At 35.8% G+C, this 19,731-nt stretch carries 19 protein-coding genes; 2 read left to right on the top strand and 17 right to left on the bottom strand.

Translation table 11 applies throughout. The features are described from left to right. Window positions 1–10: 10 nt before the first annotated feature. Window positions 11–1,528: a glycoside hydrolase family 31 protein gene (locus tag EZV73_RS13615; protein ID WP_240840886.1), complete on the bottom strand. Its 1,518-nt coding sequence runs from the start codon at window positions 1,526–1,528 to the stop codon at window positions 11–13. A 106-nt stretch (window positions 1,529–1,634) separates the two neighbouring features. Between EZV73_RS13615 and EZV73_RS13610 the strand changes: the two genes are divergently transcribed. Further along, window positions 1,635–2,456 carry an AraC family transcriptional regulator gene (locus EZV73_RS13610; protein WP_240840885.1) on the top strand — a complete coding sequence of 274 codons (822 nt, stop codon included), beginning with the start codon at window positions 1,635–1,637 and terminating at the stop codon, window positions 2,454–2,456. Between the two features lie 92 nt (window positions 2,457–2,548). On the opposite strand, the gene EZV73_RS13605 is transcribed toward EZV73_RS13610, so the two are convergent. From EZV73_RS13605 to EZV73_RS13590, 4 genes are all read right to left on the bottom strand, one after another. Beyond that, window positions 2,549–2,809 carry a DUF3795 domain-containing protein gene (locus tag EZV73_RS13605; protein WP_240840884.1) on the bottom strand — a complete coding sequence of 87 codons (261 nt, stop codon included), beginning with the start codon at window positions 2,807–2,809 and terminating at the stop codon, window positions 2,549–2,551. A 260-nt stretch (window positions 2,810–3,069) separates the two neighbouring features. Then, window positions 3,070–3,339, bottom strand: a complete 270-nt coding sequence (locus tag EZV73_RS13600) for a type II toxin-antitoxin system RelE/ParE family toxin (protein WP_240840883.1) — start codon at window positions 3,337–3,339, stop codon at window positions 3,070–3,072. After that, window positions 3,336–3,554 carry a type II toxin-antitoxin system RelB family antitoxin gene (gene relB, locus EZV73_RS13595; protein WP_240840882.1) on the bottom strand — a complete coding sequence of 73 codons (219 nt, stop codon included), beginning with the start codon at window positions 3,552–3,554 and terminating at the stop codon, window positions 3,336–3,338. The genes EZV73_RS13600 and relB overlap by 4 nt, the downstream gene beginning before the upstream one ends. A gap of 218 nt (window positions 3,555–3,772) precedes the next feature. Next, window positions 3,773–6,136, bottom strand: coding sequence for a TIM-barrel domain-containing protein (locus EZV73_RS13590; RefSeq protein WP_240840881.1), 2,364 nt, complete (start codon window positions 6,134–6,136; stop codon window positions 3,773–3,775). 116 nt (window positions 6,137–6,252) lie between these two features. Between EZV73_RS13590 and EZV73_RS13585 the strand changes: the two genes are divergently transcribed. Then, window positions 6,253–7,104, top strand: a complete 852-nt coding sequence (locus tag EZV73_RS13585) for an AraC family transcriptional regulator (protein ID WP_240840880.1) — start codon at window positions 6,253–6,255, stop codon at window positions 7,102–7,104. A 17-nt stretch (window positions 7,105–7,121) separates the two neighbouring features. Here the strand turns inward: EZV73_RS13585 and EZV73_RS13580 are convergent, their stop codons facing one another. The 12 genes from EZV73_RS13580 to EZV73_RS13525 form a co-directional block, all read right to left on the bottom strand. After that, on the bottom strand, window positions 7,122–8,159 hold the full coding sequence (locus tag EZV73_RS13580) for an AraC family transcriptional regulator (protein ID WP_240840879.1): 1,038 nt from the start codon (window positions 8,157–8,159) through the stop codon (window positions 7,122–7,124). 15 nt (window positions 8,160–8,174) lie between these two features. Continuing rightward, window positions 8,175–8,699, bottom strand: a complete 525-nt coding sequence (locus EZV73_RS13575) for an HAD family hydrolase (protein WP_240840878.1) — start codon at window positions 8,697–8,699, stop codon at window positions 8,175–8,177. Beyond that, a complete protein-coding gene (locus tag EZV73_RS13570) occupies window positions 8,699–9,685 on the bottom strand; it encodes an ABC transporter ATP-binding protein (protein WP_240840877.1) in 987 nt (328 codons plus the stop codon). Before EZV73_RS13570 ends, EZV73_RS13575 begins: the two co-directional genes overlap by 1 nt. Before the next feature lie 8 nt (window positions 9,686–9,693). Then, the gene (locus tag EZV73_RS13565) at window positions 9,694–10,704 is read right to left on the bottom strand and encodes an ABC transporter ATP-binding protein (RefSeq protein ID WP_240840876.1); all 1,011 of its coding nucleotides are present in this window, start codon (window positions 10,702–10,704) and stop codon (window positions 9,694–9,696) included. A 10-nt stretch (window positions 10,705–10,714) separates the two neighbouring features. Further along, window positions 10,715–11,887 carry an ABC transporter permease gene (locus EZV73_RS13560; protein ID WP_240840875.1) on the bottom strand — a complete coding sequence of 391 codons (1,173 nt, stop codon included), beginning with the start codon at window positions 11,885–11,887 and terminating at the stop codon, window positions 10,715–10,717. Then, window positions 11,887–12,870, bottom strand: a complete 984-nt coding sequence (locus EZV73_RS13555; RefSeq protein ID WP_240840874.1) for an ABC transporter permease — start codon at window positions 12,868–12,870, stop codon at window positions 11,887–11,889. Before EZV73_RS13555 ends, EZV73_RS13560 begins: the two co-directional genes overlap by 1 nt. 74 nt (window positions 12,871–12,944) lie before the next feature. Continuing rightward, window positions 12,945–15,041: an ABC transporter substrate-binding protein gene (locus EZV73_RS13550; RefSeq protein WP_240840873.1), complete on the bottom strand. Its 2,097-nt coding sequence runs from the start codon at window positions 15,039–15,041 to the stop codon at window positions 12,945–12,947. 433 nt (window positions 15,042–15,474) lie between these two features. Further along, on the bottom strand, window positions 15,475–16,410 hold the full coding sequence (locus EZV73_RS13545; RefSeq protein WP_240840872.1) for a sugar phosphate isomerase/epimerase: 936 nt from the start codon (window positions 16,408–16,410) through the stop codon (window positions 15,475–15,477). Then, window positions 16,403–17,086, bottom strand: a complete 684-nt coding sequence (locus tag EZV73_RS13540) for a hypothetical protein (RefSeq protein ID WP_240840871.1) — start codon at window positions 17,084–17,086, stop codon at window positions 16,403–16,405. The genes EZV73_RS13545 and EZV73_RS13540 overlap by 8 nt, the downstream gene beginning before the upstream one ends. Next, complete coding sequence (locus EZV73_RS13535) at window positions 17,067–17,558, bottom strand: MgtC/SapB family protein (RefSeq protein WP_240840870.1); 492 nt, start codon at window positions 17,556–17,558, stop codon at window positions 17,067–17,069. The genes EZV73_RS13540 and EZV73_RS13535 overlap by 20 nt, the downstream gene beginning before the upstream one ends. A 226-nt stretch (window positions 17,559–17,784) precedes the next feature. Next, window positions 17,785–18,384 carry a helix-turn-helix domain-containing protein gene (locus EZV73_RS13530; protein ID WP_240840869.1) on the bottom strand — a complete coding sequence of 200 codons (600 nt, stop codon included), beginning with the start codon at window positions 18,382–18,384 and terminating at the stop codon, window positions 17,785–17,787. 43 nt (window positions 18,385–18,427) lie between these two features. After that, a complete protein-coding gene (locus EZV73_RS13525; RefSeq protein ID WP_240840868.1) occupies window positions 18,428–19,663 on the bottom strand; it encodes an MFS transporter in 1,236 nt (411 codons plus the stop codon). Between the last annotated feature and the right edge of the window lie 68 nt (window positions 19,664–19,731).

Raw genomic sequence — 19,731 nt, 5'->3', positions numbered from 1 at the left:
ACACTCATTTTTACTTTGTATAGTAGGCAAGTCTGCCAATAGGTACTTGAATCTCTTTTTCACATGGGCCCTCTACGATAGAACCATCATCTCCAGTCCATCTTCCTTGAGGAAAATAAACTGTTTTTTTATACTGTTTACTTGAAACAACAGGTGCTACCAGAAGATTATCTCCCAGCATAAACTGTTCATTAAGATGCTCATAATTATTTTCAGGATACATGAGAGCCATATGCCTCATCAGTGGTAAATTGTCTTTTATAGACTGATGAACAGACTCAATGATATAGTCTCCAAACTTTTGATGTATCTTTGCAGCTTGTAAACAGAGGTCATTATTTTCCTTTGATAACACTCTCCAAGGCGAAACAGAAAACTGCATGATTGGAAATAGAGCTGCAATTTGTGCGTATCTAACAACCAGTTCTTCATCTAAGTCTAGACTAGAAGCTATAAAGTTAAGATACTCTCCACCACCAATCATATCAGGACAATTGTAATCAAAGCCCATCATGGACTGTAAGATGCCATCTGGCAAAAGACCACCAACTCCATCAGATTCCCAGTTATGATGTTTATCACATAGTCTTTGTGTCAAAGGCAGGCCTGCAGTTTTAAAGCCAGTACGGAGCTCGTTATATTCATATTCTGAACAAAACTCACTGTAGAGCTTCACTTGATCCAAGGGACTGATTTTCTTGTAAGTGATATCATCTTCTTTGTAGTTCCATAAATCACCAGCATCAAACTTAAAACCAACAACGCCATAGTCATCCATTAGGCCATCTAACTTTTCTTTGAACCATTTATAGGCTTCAGGATTTGTAAAATCCAATACAGCAGAATAACCATTCCACCACTCCCTGATAGCTGTTGTGCCATCAGCATTTTTTATAAAGTAATCCTTATCTCTCAGTTGTCTAAATGTCAATGAATCAGGGCTGACAAAAGGACACACCCATAACATCACCTTGAATCCCATTTTCTTCATTTTGTCTATCATGCCTTTAGGGTCTCTAAAACGACTGCCTGAAAATTCCCAAACACCATAGTCTTCTTGCCAATTATCATCAATCATTAATATACCAGGATCATAACCCTCATCAAGTATAGACTGGGCATACTTTAAAAGTTCATCTTCAGACTGATTGTACATAAGTTCAATCCAAGAGTTATACTGTGGTACCTTAAAAAGTGTTTCATCCAGGGTAAAATCTACAGAACTTTTATACTTTTTAGACTCTCTATAAGCAGTCATCAAGTTACCTCTAGTATCTGTTAATTCTATTTCTGTATGGCTTTCAAAAGACATCTTGCCACCACTAGTATTTAATCTAAAACCACTATCTGACCATATGACCCTCCCCTTACTTGACAACATCAAGGGCATGACCTGATTATGGGTTGCATGATTGTATAAATCTACGTCATAATTTGATTTATTATCCAGTGGCATTTGACTACCATGACTGATACATCCACACCACCACTTTTCATTTTCAAGCATTTGAATTTCTTTATTTATCATCATTTTCTCCTTTTTCTTGACATTTCCCTACTTAAATCTTACGATAATTAGTAAGAAAGCTAAATAGACTAGCGTTACACATTTACCGTCAAAATGTGACATGATTATGATTAATATTAGATTATCCGGTGAAGCCATCGAAAAGCAAATAAAGATCTACCATGCAGGCTATGAAGACTGTAAGTCTGGCTATGCATTTGGTCCCTTTATTAGGGATCATTACCTTATTCATTTTGTTATAAAAGGGACCGGTATTTTTAAGCTAGACAGTGAAGTCTATCACATTGAAAAAGACCAGGCCTTTTTAATCAGACCTGATCAAACCACCTACTATCAAGCTGATCAAAATCAGCCTTGGTCATATTACTGGGTGGGTTTTCATGGTGATTATATCAATGATCTTTTAAAGGAAACAGAGTTTGAAAAAAGTCCAGTCATTCACTTCAAAAAAAATGACGCCCTCTATCAAATACTGGCACGCCTTCTGGCACTAAATCCTAAACTTATCAGTCATCAGATCAAGCAAACCAGTCTTTTGTACGACATATTTTCTAGACTATCTGAGCTTAAGTATTCCAAACACGATACAATGAGTCCTGAATGGTATGGCGAGCAGGCTATTATGTTTATGCAAAAGAACTATTCACTTGGCGTTGGCATCAAGGAGATAGCAGAATATCTCAACTTAGACAGGTCTTATTTCTCAAGAATATTTAAGCAGGTTTACGGTGTATCGGCCCAGGCTTACTTAATAGATTACAGGATAGAAAAGGCCAAGTACCTCTTGTTAAAAAGTGACCTCAAAATAGTAGAAGTTGCCTCTTCCGTTGGTTATAAAGACGCATACACCTTCTCAAAGGCATTTAAAAAACAAGTCGGTAAAACACCAACTTGTTTCAGACAAAGTATGGATTTATTAGAAATATAGTAATGGGGCATTCGAGAAATAGCATTTTCTGAATGCCCCTTTATTATATAGCTCTCATAATTAAACAAAATCTAAATAGACTAACAGAACGATTATGCTAAATCACACCATTTTTTACATTGTTCAACTCTCATACCATCATCACCTTCTTGTTCATCATAAGAGAATTTATTAAGCAAATCACAGGGAAAATCACCGCACATACCACAATTATCAAGATTCTTTTTTTCACAGCATGCCTTTACATCACATGTTCCCCAAAATGGATTTTCAATACTTATACATCCACCACAATTCATTTTCTCTTTATACTCACAATCAGAACATACAATACCACATCTTGATTCTATCATTTTCCCCTCCATCATTTCTTTACTTATATCTTTAAAATAAATATAACCTAAAAAATTAGCTGAATCAAGTTATCATTCATAGGCTCATGGCTTCCACCTATACTAGTACTACGGCCGGCACATATCAAAAAAGATACCTGAAATTATCAAGTATCTTTCCATATCAAATCAACAATATTTCAGTCGTTCCTACTTTATAGATCTATTTCAATGTGGTCCCAATATGACTTCCACATGTACTGTAACTTGGTCGCAGATACTTATTTCTCGTATATATCTCTCCTATGTCCAACCTCTACGACTGTAATCACAACAATATCATCTTCAATCTTAGCAAGTATTCGATAGTCTCCAACTCTATATCGCCATTTATCATTTAAATTACCTTTCAGCGCTTTACCATATCTTCTTGGATTATCACAATCAACTAATTTATCTTCGATGTAAGCAACAATAAAACTTGCAATTTTTTTATCTATTTTCTTTAGCTGGCTTAAGGCAGTTTTAGTATACTCGACTTTATATATCATAATCCCAGTTCTTTCTTAACGTCTTCATGTGAAATTCTTTCTTGATCTTTTTCTTCTTCCCAGACTTTGTTGAAAAGAGTCAAATCGTATTCTTCTTCGATTTTCTCTATTACAGCTTGTCTGATAAATGTTGATAAATCCATATTATGTAGCTCAGCATATTTCCTTATTAATGTATCATCCTTTTTATTTAAACGTAATGAAACAGTACTCATTTCTCTCACCTCCATCGAGTAATACTTTGTATTACACTTTAATTATAAACCTCTTTTATCATAATGTCAAAACTTGGTTCTGCATCACATTTTCATTTACAACGCTAGTTTGAGCTATACAACCTTCTCAACGTGTGTGAAGTGTCTCCCTTACATATTAAAACTTTGTTTTCAAAACACTAATAAAAGCAGACTCATTTTTAAGTCTGCTTTTACTATTATTTCATTCTATAAATCGATTTACCATTAACCGTTTCTAAGATGGCGGTTAACACTGAATCAGGCAGGTAAGACTCTATGTAATAAGATCCTAAAATAGTAGCATCTTCCAAGAAAGTCTCTCTGATATCCCATAAATCTCTTTTTCTATTAGAGTCTATATAAGCACTTAATAATACCTTATCAAGATCTTCTTTTCTTCTTTTATAAGCATTTTTACTCTGCTGACAAGTTACTTCAAATGTACAACCTTCTGAAGTTGAGACTTGTCTCTTTTCTATGATTATTGTCTCTTCGATGCCTAAAATCTCAAATGTAAAATCTCTTGTTTCAGGAATAAGCTTGTTAGGATCTGAAACAGGTAAAACTTTTACAGTCAGTTTACTGCCATCATAGGTTTGTTCAAATCTTGTAACAACACCTGACCCCTTTAAATAATCTTTACTATCGCCATCATCTTCATAAAGCTCATAAGAACCACTTCCTGCAAAGATCTTTACATGCATCTCTTTTGGATTATCAATACCACCCCAAGGAACTTCATGACCGAGTGGTACAATGGTACCTGATTTTGCAAAGACAGGCATATCACATAGGTCACCGTAGACGCCATAGTGTTCACTGCCTGCATAATAATGACCAGTAAAGAAATCATACCAGTCGCCTTCAGGTAACCATACACTTTGTCTTGATAACTTGGTATGTTCATCCGCTTTTTTTACAAAAGGACTTACAATTAAGTCACCAAAATAATATTGGTTGCCGTAGTGATAAGCTTCATCTTGATCTGGATGTTCATAATACATTGGTAAAAATCCAGGAATACCTGTCTTGTAGTTTTTATACGACAATGTATAAAGATAAGGAATCAGCTGGTGACGCAGTTTCATAAACTTACTTGCACAGATTTCAGCTTCCTTTTTATAATCCCACGGCAATCTTTTTTCAAAGATGTTATTTGTTGAATGCAGTCTCATCATAGGTGAAAAAACACCGAACTGTACCCATCTAGCATATAACTCACCATCATCAAAACTATGGTGATGACCACCGATATCATGACTCCACCAGCCGTATGCCACATTGGCAGCTGTTGCAGTTAAATATGGTTGGAAAGCTAAGGTCTCCCAAGTCGCTGCAGCATCACCAGAAAAACCAATAGGATATCTATGATTACCAAGACCACCCCATCTTGAAAATATAAATGGTCTCTTATTGTCTCTTCCCATATCTAAGAAATGAAGATGATTTAAGACAAATAATGGATCTATATCTGAATACTTGGTCTTAGTGCCTTGCTGCCAATCCATCCACCAAAAGTCTACACCCATGTCTTCATGTGGATGATGCATGATATCAAAGTAGCCTTCAGCAAATCTCTTATCTGTTATGTTAAAGTGGATTGGCTTTAAAGCTTTAGAATCTTGTCCCATAAAGTCAGCCATTTCATTATACATGCTTTCATGAGGCCATAAACCATCTGCTGGATGAAGATTTAATGCTGTTTTTAAACCTCTTTGTCTAAGCTCTTTGAAGAATCTATCTGGCTGTGGGAAATACTTTTCTTCCCATGTATAACCTGTCCACCCCAAGAAATTACTTGAAGCAGGTGCTGTACCAGACTTATTGACATCTGTAATGTGCCAGTCCATATCTACGATGCATACCGATAAGGGAATTTCTTTTTCTTTAAACTGATCCATTAAGTCGATAAGTTCATCTTGTGTGTATCTCCAGTATCTTGACCACCAATTACCCATGGTCCACCTTGGAAGCATAGGTACTTGACCAGCAACCTTTGTAAAGTCTACAAGGCACGCTTTGTAATCGATACCATATCCAAATAGATACAAGTCTTCGTATGAACCTGATTCAAAGTGCTCTTGCTTCATCCAGTGATCTTCAGTAAAGATAAATGAGCTTGTATCGTCTACTAAGGCATAGCCATCTCTTGACATAAGACCATCGTCTAATCTTTGAGCACCGTCCGTCCCATCTAAAGTTCTAATGGTCCCTTTTAAGTTTGAACCCTCACGGCTATAAGTCCATGTTTTACCAGTTGCTTTTACTTCTACGCTTAAGGTATCAATTGTAAAACCAATTTCATTGATGCGGTAGTTTAGAAGCAAAGCACCCGTATCGATGGTGATATGGTCTTCGGTTTGAGTCAACTTGAAGTCAACCTTACCCAAATCTCTATGAATAAATGTCTGAGTGGATAGGTCTCTAAATTGTCCCTTTCTACTGTGTTCCATTCTAATAAGTCTGTCTGTGATAACTGTAAATCTTACCTGACCAGCTCTAATAACATTCTCAGGATTGGCTACCGGCTGGTGTTTAAACTCTATTCTTTTATTAAACATAACTTGTCCTCCTAAGTCTATTTTAGACCTTATTATTCAGCTTTACTTTTCTTTATTTTACCTACTTTTGTCCTTATTTTACCTTTGTTCGTGATATACTTATCTAGAGGTGACCTATGAGTAATAATATACAATTTGGCAACATGACCTACTTTTTTCATTCTAGAGACAGGCTAAAAGCCTTTCGTAATAATGAACATTATCACAGCCATCACTACTTTGAAATATCAATGATCAGGCAAGGTAAAGGGGTCTATATTATAAACGGTAAAGAGTATCCTGCAGAGCCTGGAGATATCTTCATCTTTAATAACAGAGACACACATGGTCTTACAGTTCCTTACGATAACGAGGTCATCAATGAGGTTATTCACTTTGAACCAACTTTGATTTACGAGTCTATTGATCAAGATTTCGATAAAAACTATCTGTCAATTTTTTTAAACCGCCATGAGGATTTTGAAAATAGGATTTCATCCCATGTCAATGATCATATAAAAAAGATACTGGATGATATCCATGAAGAGTTCATGAATAAAGAGTCTGGCTATCAATTGATGATCAAGGCAAGATTTATGGAAATCTTGGTCCTACTCGGTAGACACTGTAAGACCTTGAACCAAAATGGCGAGCCCATATCAGCAAAGTCCATTCATGGTTCCCATAAGGTCATTGAGTATATGAAGTCTCACTACTTCGATAATATTTCTTTAGATGATCTGGCTGGCATCATGCATATGAATCCATCCTACTTCTCAAGGTTCTTTAAAAAGTATTATGGTCTATCACCCATGGCTTATCTTACCCATATAAGAATAAAAAAAGCCTGTACTTTACTGATTACAACAGACTTAACAATCACAGAAATCTCTTCAAGGTGTGGATTTAATCAGGTTTCTACCTTTAACAAGTCCTTTAAAAAGATTCATAACATAACACCAAAAGAGTATATCAAGATAAAAATATAACCTTGTCTAAGACAAGGTTATGAGTTTATTATGACACTTTTCAGTTCATCAATTTTATTATTAAGTTGTTTGATTTGGTCTTCTTTTTCCTTGATGATCCTCTTAAGTTCTTCATTGTTTTCAATACCGTCATAAGATTCATCAGATTCATGAGATAACTTGAAATCATCTCTATAGGCAGATGGTGACACACCACTTAGATTTTTAAATATCTTTGAAAAATGAAATGGATTTGAATAACCTACAGAGTGTGCAATATTGGATATGGACAAGGTAGAATTCTCAAGTAGATTTCTAGCCATGGTCATACGGTAGTTGATCAAGTATTCTTGAGGAGATTCTCCTACATGTTTCTTAAATATACTGTACAAATACTTTCTATCTAGACCTACGTGTTTTGAAAGGTTTTCAATGGTAAGTTTAGATTGATAATTCATTTCTATAAACTCAAGTGCTCTTCTTAAATAGAGCTCAACAGATTCTTTAAACTCACCCTCTTGCTGCTCACTGGCAATATCTAAAAGTTTAGACATCATGCTATAAAGAATGGACATCATCCTACAGTATCTGTTATAACCTCTTTTAGATACCTCTATCATTTCTTTAAAATGATCTAAGAAGAAATCATCCGCATGGTAGTCAAAAATAGGGGTTGTTTCACTGAGACCTGCTCTTAGTAAATAAAGCTCAGCTAAAAAGCCATAAAAACCTACCCAAACCAACTTCAAAGGGTTATTCTCATCTGATTTATAACTGGTCAGTGCATTTTTAGGTATTAAAAATCCCTGTCCTTTTTTTACATCAAAAGTCTTATCTTTTACAGTAATGGTCCCCGATCCCTCGTAGACATAATAAAGCACAAAGTGATCAAGTACCTTAGGACCCCAGACCGCGCCAGGTTTAGTTTCTTCAGAACCACAATAGTATATGCAAAGGGAGATATTTATGGTCGAACGTGTACTGATGATGATGTGATTGTTTCCTAACATCAAGTATCCTTTCCCATCTTCTATTAAACTATCTATAGTTTCATCATAACATCGTTCTGACTTCATATCAAATTGTGCCCCCTACAAAGATTTTTCTAGTTTATCTATTAAATCAAGTAATTCCAGTGGTTCTACTATTGTATAATCAGGTTTTTCACTTTGGTCGACTGGCTCTTTAGGATAACGGTCTGTCCAGGACATAAAGACGCTTGTAATTCCCATTTCATTGGCACCCTTAACATCCCTTGAAAGGTTGTTACCGACCATGATAATTTTTTTTACATCATTTTCTGTCAAGTTACAAACATCAAGTGCCGCTTGAAACATACGCTTGTCAGGTTTATGGACACCAACATCTTCTGAATAGATATGACCATCATACAAATCATAAATCCCATGTTGTGTATGAACATTGATAAATGACTGTCTTAAGCCATCTGCAACCATAATAACAGGATTGCCTCTTTTTTTAAGCCTTTCAATAAGCTCTTTGGCACCAGGCCTTAAATCTGCAGATAAAACCAGTTCTGTCTGGCCTTCATAAACTTCTGTTTTTTCTTCTACCAAAGTGTCTCCACTATCGATAAAAACAATTATCTTTTCCACTATATAATACCTCTCAATTTCAGTTCCTTTGCTCTATGACATGCTACAAAATGATTTTCCTCTAACTCAACAAGAGGTACTGTATCAGTTTTACATTTATCCACACAATAGTTGCAACGTGTATGGAACAAACACCCACTAGGAGGATTGGATGGATTCGGTACATCGCCTTCTAGAGGTATTCTTTTAAATTCAATATTTGGATCAGCAATAGGTACAGCTGATAGTAAAGCTTCTGTATAAGGATGTTTAGGTGAGTTAAAGAGCTTTTCAGTTGTTGTATGCTCCATAATCTGACCAAGGTACATCACGATAATCTTATCTGAAATATACTCCACAACAGATAAGTCATGACTGATAAATATATAAGTTAAATCCAGTTCAGTCTGAAGTTTCTTTAGTAGGTTAATAACCTGTGCCTGAACAGATACATCTAGTGCAGAAACGGATTCATCACATACAATAAGCTGCGGATAAAGCACTAGGGCTCTTGCTATACCAATTCTCTGTCTTTGACCCCCAGAAAAGGCATGAGGATATCTTTTTAAATAAGAAGTGTTTAAACCTACTTTACCTGCCATTTCTGTTACACGAGACTCTATCTCTTCTTTGGTAAACTTACCATTGGCTCTTAGCGGCTCTGAGATTATATCAAAAACAGTCAATCTTGGATTTAAAGACGAGTAAGGATCTTGAAATATAAACTGGATTTCTTTTCTTAAACTCTTTAAGGCCTTCTTGTCTAAAACAGCCAAATTATGTTCTATACCTGTTGTTGCCTTATAGTGAATATCACCTGCTGTCGGCTGGTGGGCGTTAACAATACACCTGCCTAAGGTCGATTTTCCGCAACCCGATTCTCCTACAACACCAACGGTTTCACCTTTTTTCACTTGAAAACTGACACCATTAACGGCCTTAACGGATGTTTTTTTGCCTTCAAATATTTTGACTAAATCTTTAACATTTAAAATCACATCTGACATTTTATCACCTACTTATCCTTCATCTGTTCTGCCACATAACAAGCAACAAAATGATCTTTTCTAACTTCTACTAAGGCCGGTTCTTTACCTGAACACATTTTTTCATCACGACTGGTACATCTGTCATAGAATGAACATTTGTCCTCAAGATTCATCGCCAGAGGTACCGTCCCCTCAATGGAGAACAGTTCTTCTTTAGCAGAACCGATCTTATGAACAGAACCAATAAGTCCTCTTGTGTATGGGTGTAAAGGATTGTTAAAGATGTCTTTACACGATGCAGTTTCTACAATTCGTCCTAGATACATGACAGCAACTCTGTCACACACAGCAGCTACTGTACCCAGGTCATGTGTGATGTATAAAATAGACATCTTATACTCCACTTGTAGCTCTTTCATAAGTTCTAGAATCTGAGCTTGTATGGTCACATCTAAAGCAGTTGTCGGCTCATCAGCAATTAAGAGTCTTGGATTACATATAAGAGAAGTTGCAATCAAAGCTCTTTGAAGCATACCGCCAGAAAACTCATGAGGATACTGGTCAAAACGCTTGTCAGCATCTGCAATACCAACACGTTCCATCATTTTAACTGAAAGCTCTCTCGCTTGTTTCCTATCCTTTGTAATATGAAGCCTAACTGCTTCAGAAATTTGATTACCCACTGTAAAAAGTGGTGAGAAAGATGTCATAGGCTCTTGGAAGATCATTGATACTTCCTTCCCTCTAATGGCTCTTAAGGCCTTACTAGTACGCTTAAAAGCAAGTAAATCAATGGTCTCATCTTTATCATTTGTATAAAGAATCTGACCCGATCTGACAATCTTCTTACTGTTAATACCCAGTATGGACTTTGAGGTCAAAGATTTACCGCAGCCCGATTCACCTACCAGGCCTAATGTTTCTTCTTCTCCTATGGAAAAGCTCACGCCCCTTACAGGTGTCAAAAGGCCCTCATCTAATTTTATTTCAACTGCCAGGTTCTTAATGTCAAGAACCGGCTTTTTAACTTTACTCATGATTTGCTCCTTACTTATATGGGTCAGCCGAATCTCTAAGACCATCACCTAAAAAGTTGAATGCTAAAACTGTTACGATAACAAATAAAACAGGAATCAGCTTCCATGGATGGTTGGCGATATTCGGAATAGATTGACATTCCTGTAATAGTACACCCCAAGACGTAGCAGGCGCACGCATACCTAAACCTAAAAATGACATAGATGTTTCACCAAGAATCATAGTTGGTATATTTAATGTCAACTGGACAATTAAGTAAGACATAAAGCCAGGAATCAAATGACGTACGATGATTTTAAAATCACTGACACCAAATAGTGTTGCAGCAAGTACATAGTCATCATTCTTTAGTGATAAGAATTTAGATCTAACAGTTCTTGCAAGCCAAGGCCAAGAAACCAAGGACATAATAATTGTAATCATAAAGTAGACCTGGCTGATAGGAAGACCTGCTGGAATTGCAGCTGATAAGGCCATCCATAATGGCAAGGTTGGAAAAGAAATCAAGACTTCAATGATTCTTTGAATGACTGTATCAATTTTGCCACCGTAGTAACCCGATATACCACCAATAACAAGTGCAAGCACAAAGGAAATCATGGTTCCCACTAGTGGTACTGTTAAAGACACTTGAGAACCTAAAAGTATTCTAGAAAACAAGTCTCTTCCAAGTTGGTCTGCACCAAATAAGAACAGGGCTACTGGATCCTGACCTTCTTCTAAGTCAGAATTGTCCACACCAAATAGATGAACATCACTCTTTATAAAGCCTAAAATCTTATATTCTACCCCCTTAACAAAGAAGTCTATCTTGTAAGGCTTAGAAGTATCTTCTTCAAAGTACTTCATTTCATACTCGTCATAAGCAATCTTAGAACCATAAACAAATGGACCGATAAACTCTCCTTCATGAACAAAATGAAGTTTTGAAGGCTCAGCATTAGAATAAGTCGCTGAAAAATCCTCTAATCCTTGAGGCGCTATAAAACCTGCGAATATAACACCTAAGTACATGATGGCCAAAACAATCATACTCATCACAGCAAGCTTATGTTTTAGAAGTTTTCTCCCCATTAACTGCCATTGTGAGGCCAAGTAGTATTTTTCTTCTTTGATACGCTTTTTTTCTTCTTTTTTCTGTTTTCTTAATTCTGAATCAAATACTTGATTAATAGATATCATTACTTTTCATCCTCCATTTGCTTAATTCTCGGATCAAGGACAACTAATAGAATATCTGAAAGTAATGTACCTAACACAACCAATGTAGCTGATATTAAAAGGATACCACCAGATAACATAACGTCTTGTGATTGAAGTGCTTTTAAAAGTACAGGTCCATTCGTTGGAAGCATTAAAACAATGGCAACAATAGTAGAACCTGTGAAGATTTTAGAAATCATAGGTCCTAGACCTGAAACAATTGGATTTAATACCGATCTCATTGCGTACTTGTAAGTGATGACATTTTCACTAACACCTTTTGCTCTTGTGGCTAAAACGTAAGGTTTTTCTTGTTCATCCAGCATCTGTGCTCTGATAGAACGGATCAAACCGCAAGTACCACCTAAACCAATTACTATAATCGGAATAGACAATGACTTAATAAATAAACCTAATGACTCAAAGTCTGTAACCGGCACATCTGGAAAGCCCATAATCGGTTTTCCAAACCATTTATAAGAAGCATACATAAGGAGTATGGCAAAGAGAAAACTCGGAATTGCCATACCAATGAAGCCTATAAATGTAAAGATATAATCGCCAATCGAATATTGATGCTTGGCAGCATAAATAGCAATTGGAATAGATACGATATAGGTAAAAAGCATTGTAAAGAATGACAACATAATAGTATTGCCTAGCGTTAAAGAAATCTGCTTTAAAACACCTTGATTATAGTGGAATGAAGTTCCCCAGTCTCCTTGTAAAATACCTGATATCCAGTGAAAATACTGAACATATACAGGTCTGTTTAAACCGTAGTTCTCTTTTAACAACAAGACATCTGCTTCTGTCACCTGTTCACCTTCTGCAATCATGTTGGTTACCATGGTATCAACAAAGTCACCTGGTGGTAACTGGATGATAACAAATACAACAAATGATATTAGAAACAAGGTCACAACTGACATCAACAACCTTTTAAATATAAATTTTGCCATTCTAAACACCTTCTGCCTAATCTTCTTATACAAATGAATTAGCTAACCTAGGTCAGCTAATCCATTCTTAGTTATTATTTACTTACTTTATACCATTGTTCTGGTCTAAAGATATTTACCCATCTATACTCATCATTGAAAGCCATGTTATCTGGGAAGTTCTTTAAATCATTTGCTACTAAGAACCTTCTCTTAGGAGCTGATAAGAAACCAATTACCCATACATTGTCTTTATGAAGTTCATAAATCTTGTTAACATTTTCTTCTACAATAGCAGTTCTTTCAGGACCAGCTGCAGCTCTGATTGCATCGTATGCTTCAACTAAGGCTAACATGTCGCCACTTGGTTCAACGCCACCGTTTTCAGTAGATTTATTGTCCTCATACCATTTACCGTATGCACCATACCAACCCATGTAGTTTCTCATTGGAAGCATTGAGTCTGGTCTAAGTGCAGGTGATACACTTGATGGTCTATCTAATGTAACTTCATGTTCGTTTGCAAGGATTAACTGTGCAACATCTGATTGAACTTGATCAATTACTTTAATACCAATTTGCTTATAAGCTGAAGTTAACAAGCCAATATAGTCACCATTTAACTCCATTTCTCTTTCAGAGATTGTAATCGCAAGCTCAACGTCTTTATCAGTACCCTTCATTTTTCTATAAGTACCTTCAGTTTTATCCCAGGCTTCCGTTAAGCCATCTAAGATCGAGTTAGCCTTAGCTACATCGTACTCAGTCCACTTACTTGCCCAATCAGCATCATAACCCAACATACCTTCAGCAGGTGATAACTGTCTTGGGTCTGCTTGATTGTTTCTTAAAGTTGCATTTAAAAGTTCTCTATCTACAGCAATTGATAATGCTTGTCTAAAGTCTTTTGATTGGAATAAAGCTCTCTTGTCTTCATCTTTAACAGTCTGATTTAATGAAAGTACAAAGTCTCCCCACTCAGCACTGTTATTTGAAGAAATCCTATGTGTATCTTTTGTTGATGATGCAATTGTAGAGAAGTCAGCAGGTTGAATTTCATAAACGTCTAACTCGCCAGCAATCGCTTTAAGAACAACTTGATCTTGTTCATTGATTACAGCTACATTGATAGCATCTAAATAAGGTAGTTGTCTACCTTCACTGTCTGTTTTAAAGAAATATGGATTTCTTACTAATTTATAAGTTTCACCAACCTTGTTCCAGTTGTTTTCTGTCGCTATAAATGATCTTAATTGAGGAATTTGATAATGATCCCAGTTGTAATAACCTGTTTTCTTACCCATGGTTGAATATGAATCATATTCTTTTCCTAAGATGCTATTTGCATTTGCCACAGCCTCTTCTTCAGTAATAAATGGGAAAGACGCATCATCTGTTACACCATCTTTTCTAGAAACGATTTGTTTGAAGAAATGCTTTGGAGCAACTGCCCACTTATTATCGATAGCAACTGATTCAGGGAAATCAGGCTTAGGTGCGGCAAATGTCATCGTGTATTTGTAATCGTCAATCTTTTCAAACTCAGCCCAGTAGTTAACACCATCAATCGTTACATAGTATGCTCTATAAGGCTTAGAAGTAAATGCATTGTAATAAGCTTCATCATCTGAACTTAATGGTGAACGATCTTCATTTAATGCAGGTACTGACATATGGTTGTAGTAAAACTCAAAGTCATCTGCTGTTAATGGTTGACCATCTGACCATTTCATGCCTTCACGAAGTTCAATGGTCCATACAGTTGAATCTTCATTTGGATAGAAAGCCTTACATACATTGGCTTCTACTTGACCAGAACCATCAGATTTAAATCTAAATAAAGACTGTTCAGTTAAAGGACCCCAATCCCAGTGACCACTGTCTCTATAAGTCATTTCAACAGAACCACCATATTCACCCAAAGATTGAACATCTGTTTCAACCATTGCATCTACAGGTAAACGTTTTTCTAGTGCAGGTAATTCACCCTTTTCAACTAAGTCAGTTAACATAGGTGCTTCTTTAACCATTAACACTTCTTCTGTTAACTCTACAGCTTCTTCACTGCCAGCATTTGTAGAATTACCACCAGCATCACCAGTGTTTGTTTCATTATTATTGCTACATGATATCATACTAAACGTTAACGCAAATACTAGCGTTAAGATTAATAGTTGTTTCATTAACTTCATAAACCCTCCTTAATATTATCATGTTATAGTCATAAGTATTCTATATCGATATAATGCATATGTTACTTAACATACTATAATAGTACCGATTTGAAGGTAGTAAGTAAATATTGTCATGTCTCAGGCACATATCTTTATGTCGTTTTTATCTTAACCTTCAGAATATTTCTACTCATTTTCTTTCAAGTTTATGGTAGTTTTTTTTCATTTAGTTTTGATAAACTCAGATATAAAAACAAGTTCCATATAAGATAACATTCTAAATCCATTGAAAATACTACATTTTAGAATTATGATAATTCCTCAAATATTTCAGAATATTTATAACTTATACAATATTATTGTATTTATCAAAACATCCTAATAAGTTGACCATGACTTTACCTATCCTAAAGTCATATACTTTTTACCCAAAAGAAAAGAATCCTATCAACTAGGATTCTTTCAAATATGTATCTATTCTTTTTGCAGCTGTTATAACATTTTCTTTGGATCTAAGCGCACCAATCTCTAAAACCTTAATAGGGATTTTCTTGATAAATGGCAAATACATATCTATATAGTCGCCAAACTCATAAGGGGCATAATGGTCGTTTACACCAATGACATCATGGATATGGATACCTATGGTACGTGACAGTATCTTCTGTAAACCATCCATGTTGTTGAACATGCCTAGGTTTTCCATCATAACACCGTGACCAATATCATACCAAAACCGAACCGGTGCATCCTCTAGTCTCGAAAGTATGTATTCAGCCTCATAAAAATCAGGAATTTGGTGACACATAGCCCTGTTTTCAATGCCTATTTTTACATCATAGTTCTTTTTAAGTATATAGTCAGAAAGGACTTCAAGACTGTCAGCCGTTCTCCTTACAAAGCTCGGGCTGAAATGGTCTCTATGTTCAATCATCTCTTTATAAAGATTTTTATAGTCTTTGCTGTTTTTCTTGCCCTCACGGTATAAGTTTTTAAGTAAAACATCATAATGATGATTTTCATAATCAATGGGTACTTCACTTGGATGAATAACAACAGCTTTTGCGCCTAAAAGATGAGCATAGTCAATAGACTGCTTGGTCATGTCTATGGCCTTGTTTCTCAGTATTTTGTCTTCAAAACCTAACATCTGAGAATCTGTGTCAAAGAGCTTTTCACTATGTTTTGGAAAAGGATGGTGGACACTAGAAATCTCAACTTGACCTTTATCAACCATAGGTAGTATTTCTTCTATCATCTCTTTTGTGATGGCATAGTTAAGCTCAATTTTGTTAAAACCCATTTCTTTATAGGCAGAAACAATTTCTTTTCCTGACTTAAACTTGTCGCCACACCATGATGTGGACATAGATAACTCATTAAACACAAACAACCTCTTTTCTCATCATTAAGTGATAATCTATAATTGCCAGCTCTTCTTTTATTAGGAGTGGTATTTCATGTTGAAGATAAGTCCAAGGCATAAATAACACCTCAGGGATATCCACGGCATGATAAGTTTCAGAGAGTTTAAACTTAAACTTCTGCATATACCATTTCACTTTTTCATCAATTTCATGATTTGTAGACATAATGTTTTCTAGAATAGGTGTCACTAAGAAACCATCTTTACCGACAGTTTCACTGGTACAAGACCTATAATTATGCCAGTTCTCATAAACATCTAGTGATGGTGCAAGTGCATGTTTACCTGCCTGACAATATAAGAAAAGTCCATTGTCATCATAATTATTTAAAGTCAGTCCATTGATAACCTGTCCATGAAAACTCACTTCGCACTTGACCACTTGATAGCTGTGGTCTAGATAAAGCCAAATATGTTCTAAATCATATAGGTGTTCAATGTCATAGTTCCAGTAAAGGGCATACTCTATAACCATTGAAGTATCTAAATCTACTTGAATCCTTCTATCAAACGAAGGTGACCGTTTTGATTCCTCAAATACCGTATAACCAATGCCAAGCATTTCAAATGGCTCAGAGGCATTCATTTTTATGGTTGGAAAATAATCTATAATTCTATTATGAGATAGCTTTTTCATTTAATCGCTTCCTTCTTTTTTTTGTTGAATGTCTTTCTAGCTTTTTAAGTATAAATAAAGAAAACATAACGATAATCACTGCTGTGAGGGTTATAAAATACATACCAGCACCAATGGCAAGTCCAATACAAGCGACTATCCAAACAGAGGCTGCCGTGGTTAGACCTTTAACTTGACCCTTGTCTCTAATGATGGTGCCTGCACCAAGAAAGCCCACACCAGTTATGACTTGACCGGCCATTCTACCAAGATCAAGTTTGATGGCTTGTGTATCGAAAGTTCCTGACTGCAAGAGGGTAATCAAATTATGCATCATCTCTTCTTGCATGACCATAACCAAGGCTGCTCCAACACAGACTAAGATATGGGTTCTAAAGCCTGCTGGCCTATTTTTTACAGTTCTCTCGTAGCCAATTATGCCTCCAATTAGTGTTGCAAGTAATAACCTAACAATGATTTCTCTATATAACATAATGTTCTCCTTTGTAAAATAGTATCACCAATATTCATCAGAAAACATCATCCTTTGTCGTCAATACATATGCTTATGTCGTATATTTACTTTGGCATTCATCTCAGTCACTCTAGCAAAATCTTCTCAAAGGCTTGAAAAATGGACACTAAAAAAAACATATCCTCAGATATGTTTTAAATTCAAATATTTCTCATAAATTCCCATACTTTTATGTCGTCACAAACTACTTGTGCTCATTTTCATCTGTAGAAAAAACAGAAGCAAAGATCGTTTTTCTAAAGTAGTTTTCACCTTCGATTTTTTTAGTATACTTGTTCAAAAGATTTTCAAGTTCCTTTTTCAGTTCATCGTAAGAAGCTTCGTCTAAATAAACTTCAGTAGCCCTAACAACCGACTCCTTTTCACCTGGCTTAAAGTCGCGTTCATCAAGATTTTTTGAGTTGATGAAGTTTAGAAACATATCCCTATGGTTGTTAAAAAGATTGCCAATCATATCTGAATAGGCACTCTTAATCTCATCATCTTGTTCGTCTAATTGATTGTTTTTATGGCTGGATGACATTTCATCAAAGGCAAGTTTATAATATTTGGCAACTATGCCGTTGATTTTCTCAGTTTTTATAAGCTCCACAGCACCAATATCTATCATCTTTTTCACATGATAATAAACTTTTCCATGAGGTTCATCCATTTCTCGAGCAATGTCCTTAACCGTCATCGATTCAGGTTCGTTTCTTTGAAAGATTCTCAGGATCTCTAATCTATATGGATCTGTCATGGTTCTTATATCTTTAATTGTTTTTAATTCTAGTATTCTTTTCATAATAAGCTCCTAGAACCATTCTATCATAGTTTCTACTAGAAAACTATGCTGCCTCGTTGGCCGAAAGCCCCTTGTTCTCCTTAAGCGTAAAGAACGGAATCAAGACTGCAAACATAATCATTGAACCAAAGATGATGATCATCATAGAAAGCGGCATGATGACAGCAAAGATTCCTGCTAGAAATGCCCCAAGCGGTGATGCACACATCATGAACATAGACATAACACCACCAACTCTTGCAAGCTTGTCTTTTTCAATATTGGTCATTAAGAAGGTTCTTAAACCAGCACCTGCAAGTGAAGCCATAGCCGCTAAAAGTGCAGCGTCAACACCTATAACAAGTAGTGATGAAAAGAACGGTACATAGTTTGGCAAACCTAATACGACATAGAAGACTGATAATAAGGCTAGACCTGATACGATTAATCCTTTTGGACCTACCTTTTTACCAATGGCACCCGCTAATATGCCACCCAGGATACCACCAATTGAAAGTGCTACCGAAATAAAACTGATGCCTTCAGGACCCATTTTTAGAACTTCATCTATATAAGCCGGTAGAAGTGCATTGAATGGTGATAAGAAAAAGTTTATAAGAGCAGCCGACACAATCAAGCCTAAGATAGACTTATGCTTTAGAACATAAGTAACACCTTCTTTGTATGATGCTCTGTAAGAATCCATGGTAAATTGCTTTTTCTCTTCATGTGGAAATGCAACGGTTAAAATAATCAAACCAGATGCTAAAAATGTAGCTGCATCAATAAACATAACCCCTTCTATGCCAAGCGCGACAATCAAACCACCTGCTATACCAAGACCCAAAAGCTCAACGATGCCTTGAATGGATTGGAATGTTGAATTGACTTGTAAATAATAATCCTCATCTATCAGTTTAGGAATGGTTGCAAACTTACATGGCGATACAAATGACTCAATCGTAGAATTTAGAAAAGTCATCACATATAAGTGCCAAGTTTCTAATAGACCAGCCCTGTATAAGAAAGCTGCACCAAGAACTATGCTGGCTCTGAGTAAATCACCAAGTATAATGATTTTCTTCTTTGAATAAAAATCTACAACTGCACCAGCAAAGGTAGAAAATAATATATTTGGAATCACATTGACAATAAATATAGAAGCTAATAAAAGCTTTGAACCCGTTAACTGAAATACTAAGTAAGCAAAAGCTATAGCATCTACAGAGTCACCAAATCTAGAAATCACATTTGCCAAATACAATCTTAAAAATCTTTTAAACTTAAATATACCCTTCATCATATTCTCCCTTCAACTTGTCAAAATTATTTTGACGTTGTAATCATTATAGGCCCTATTTCAAAACT

This window comes from Acidaminobacter sp. JC074 (genome assembly GCF_022496765.1).
Taxonomy (GTDB): Bacteria; Bacillota; Clostridia; order Peptostreptococcales; family Acidaminobacteraceae; genus JABXKX01.
The sequence above is the reverse complement of the archived record's forward strand: the minus strand, read 5'-3'. Positions and strand labels throughout refer to the sequence as shown.

Excerpts from the sequence above, each read along its gene's own strand:
- EZV73_RS13615 (WP_240840886.1), bottom strand. The coding sequence starts at position 1,528 with ATGATAAATAAAGAAATTCAAATGCTTGAAAATGAAAAGTGGTGGTGT.
- EZV73_RS13610 (WP_240840885.1), top strand. The coding sequence starts at position 1,635 with ATGATTAATATTAGATTATCCGGTGAAGCCATCGAAAAGCAAATAAAG.
- EZV73_RS13605 (WP_240840884.1), bottom strand. The coding sequence starts at position 2,809 with ATGATAGAATCAAGATGTGGTATTGTATGTTCTGATTGTGAGTATAAA.
- EZV73_RS13600 (WP_240840883.1), bottom strand. The coding sequence starts at position 3,339 with ATGATATATAAAGTCGAGTATACTAAAACTGCCTTAAGCCAGCTAAAG.
- relB (WP_240840882.1), bottom strand. The coding sequence starts at position 3,554 with ATGAGTACTGTTTCATTACGTTTAAATAAAAAGGATGATACATTAATA.
- EZV73_RS13590 (WP_240840881.1), bottom strand. The coding sequence starts at position 6,136 with ATGTTTAATAAAAGAATAGAGTTTAAACACCAGCCGGTAGCCAATCCT.
- EZV73_RS13585 (WP_240840880.1), top strand. The coding sequence starts at position 6,253 with ATGAGTAATAATATACAATTTGGCAACATGACCTACTTTTTTCATTCT.
- EZV73_RS13580 (WP_240840879.1), bottom strand. The coding sequence starts at position 8,159 with ATGAAGTCAGAACGATGTTATGATGAAACTATAGATAGTTTAATAGAA.
- EZV73_RS13570 (WP_240840877.1), bottom strand. The coding sequence starts at position 9,685 with ATGTCAGATGTGATTTTAAATGTTAAAGATTTAGTCAAAATATTTGAA.
- EZV73_RS13565 (WP_240840876.1), bottom strand. The coding sequence starts at position 10,704 with ATGAGTAAAGTTAAAAAGCCGGTTCTTGACATTAAGAACCTGGCAGTT.
- EZV73_RS13560 (WP_240840875.1), bottom strand. The coding sequence starts at position 11,887 with ATGATATCTATTAATCAAGTATTTGATTCAGAATTAAGAAAACAGAAA.
- EZV73_RS13555 (WP_240840874.1), bottom strand. The coding sequence starts at position 12,870 with ATGGCAAAATTTATATTTAAAAGGTTGTTGATGTCAGTTGTGACCTTG.
- EZV73_RS13550 (WP_240840873.1), bottom strand. The coding sequence starts at position 15,041 with ATGAAGTTAATGAAACAACTATTAATCTTAACGCTAGTATTTGCGTTA.
- EZV73_RS13540 (WP_240840871.1), bottom strand. The coding sequence starts at position 17,086 with ATGAAAAAGCTATCTCATAATAGAATTATAGATTATTTTCCAACCATA.
- EZV73_RS13535 (WP_240840870.1), bottom strand. The coding sequence starts at position 17,558 with ATGTTATATAGAGAAATCATTGTTAGGTTATTACTTGCAACACTAATT.
- EZV73_RS13530 (WP_240840869.1), bottom strand. The coding sequence starts at position 18,384 with ATGAAAAGAATACTAGAATTAAAAACAATTAAAGATATAAGAACCATG.
- EZV73_RS13525 (WP_240840868.1), bottom strand. The coding sequence starts at position 19,663 with ATGAAGGGTATATTTAAGTTTAAAAGATTTTTAAGATTGTATTTGGCA.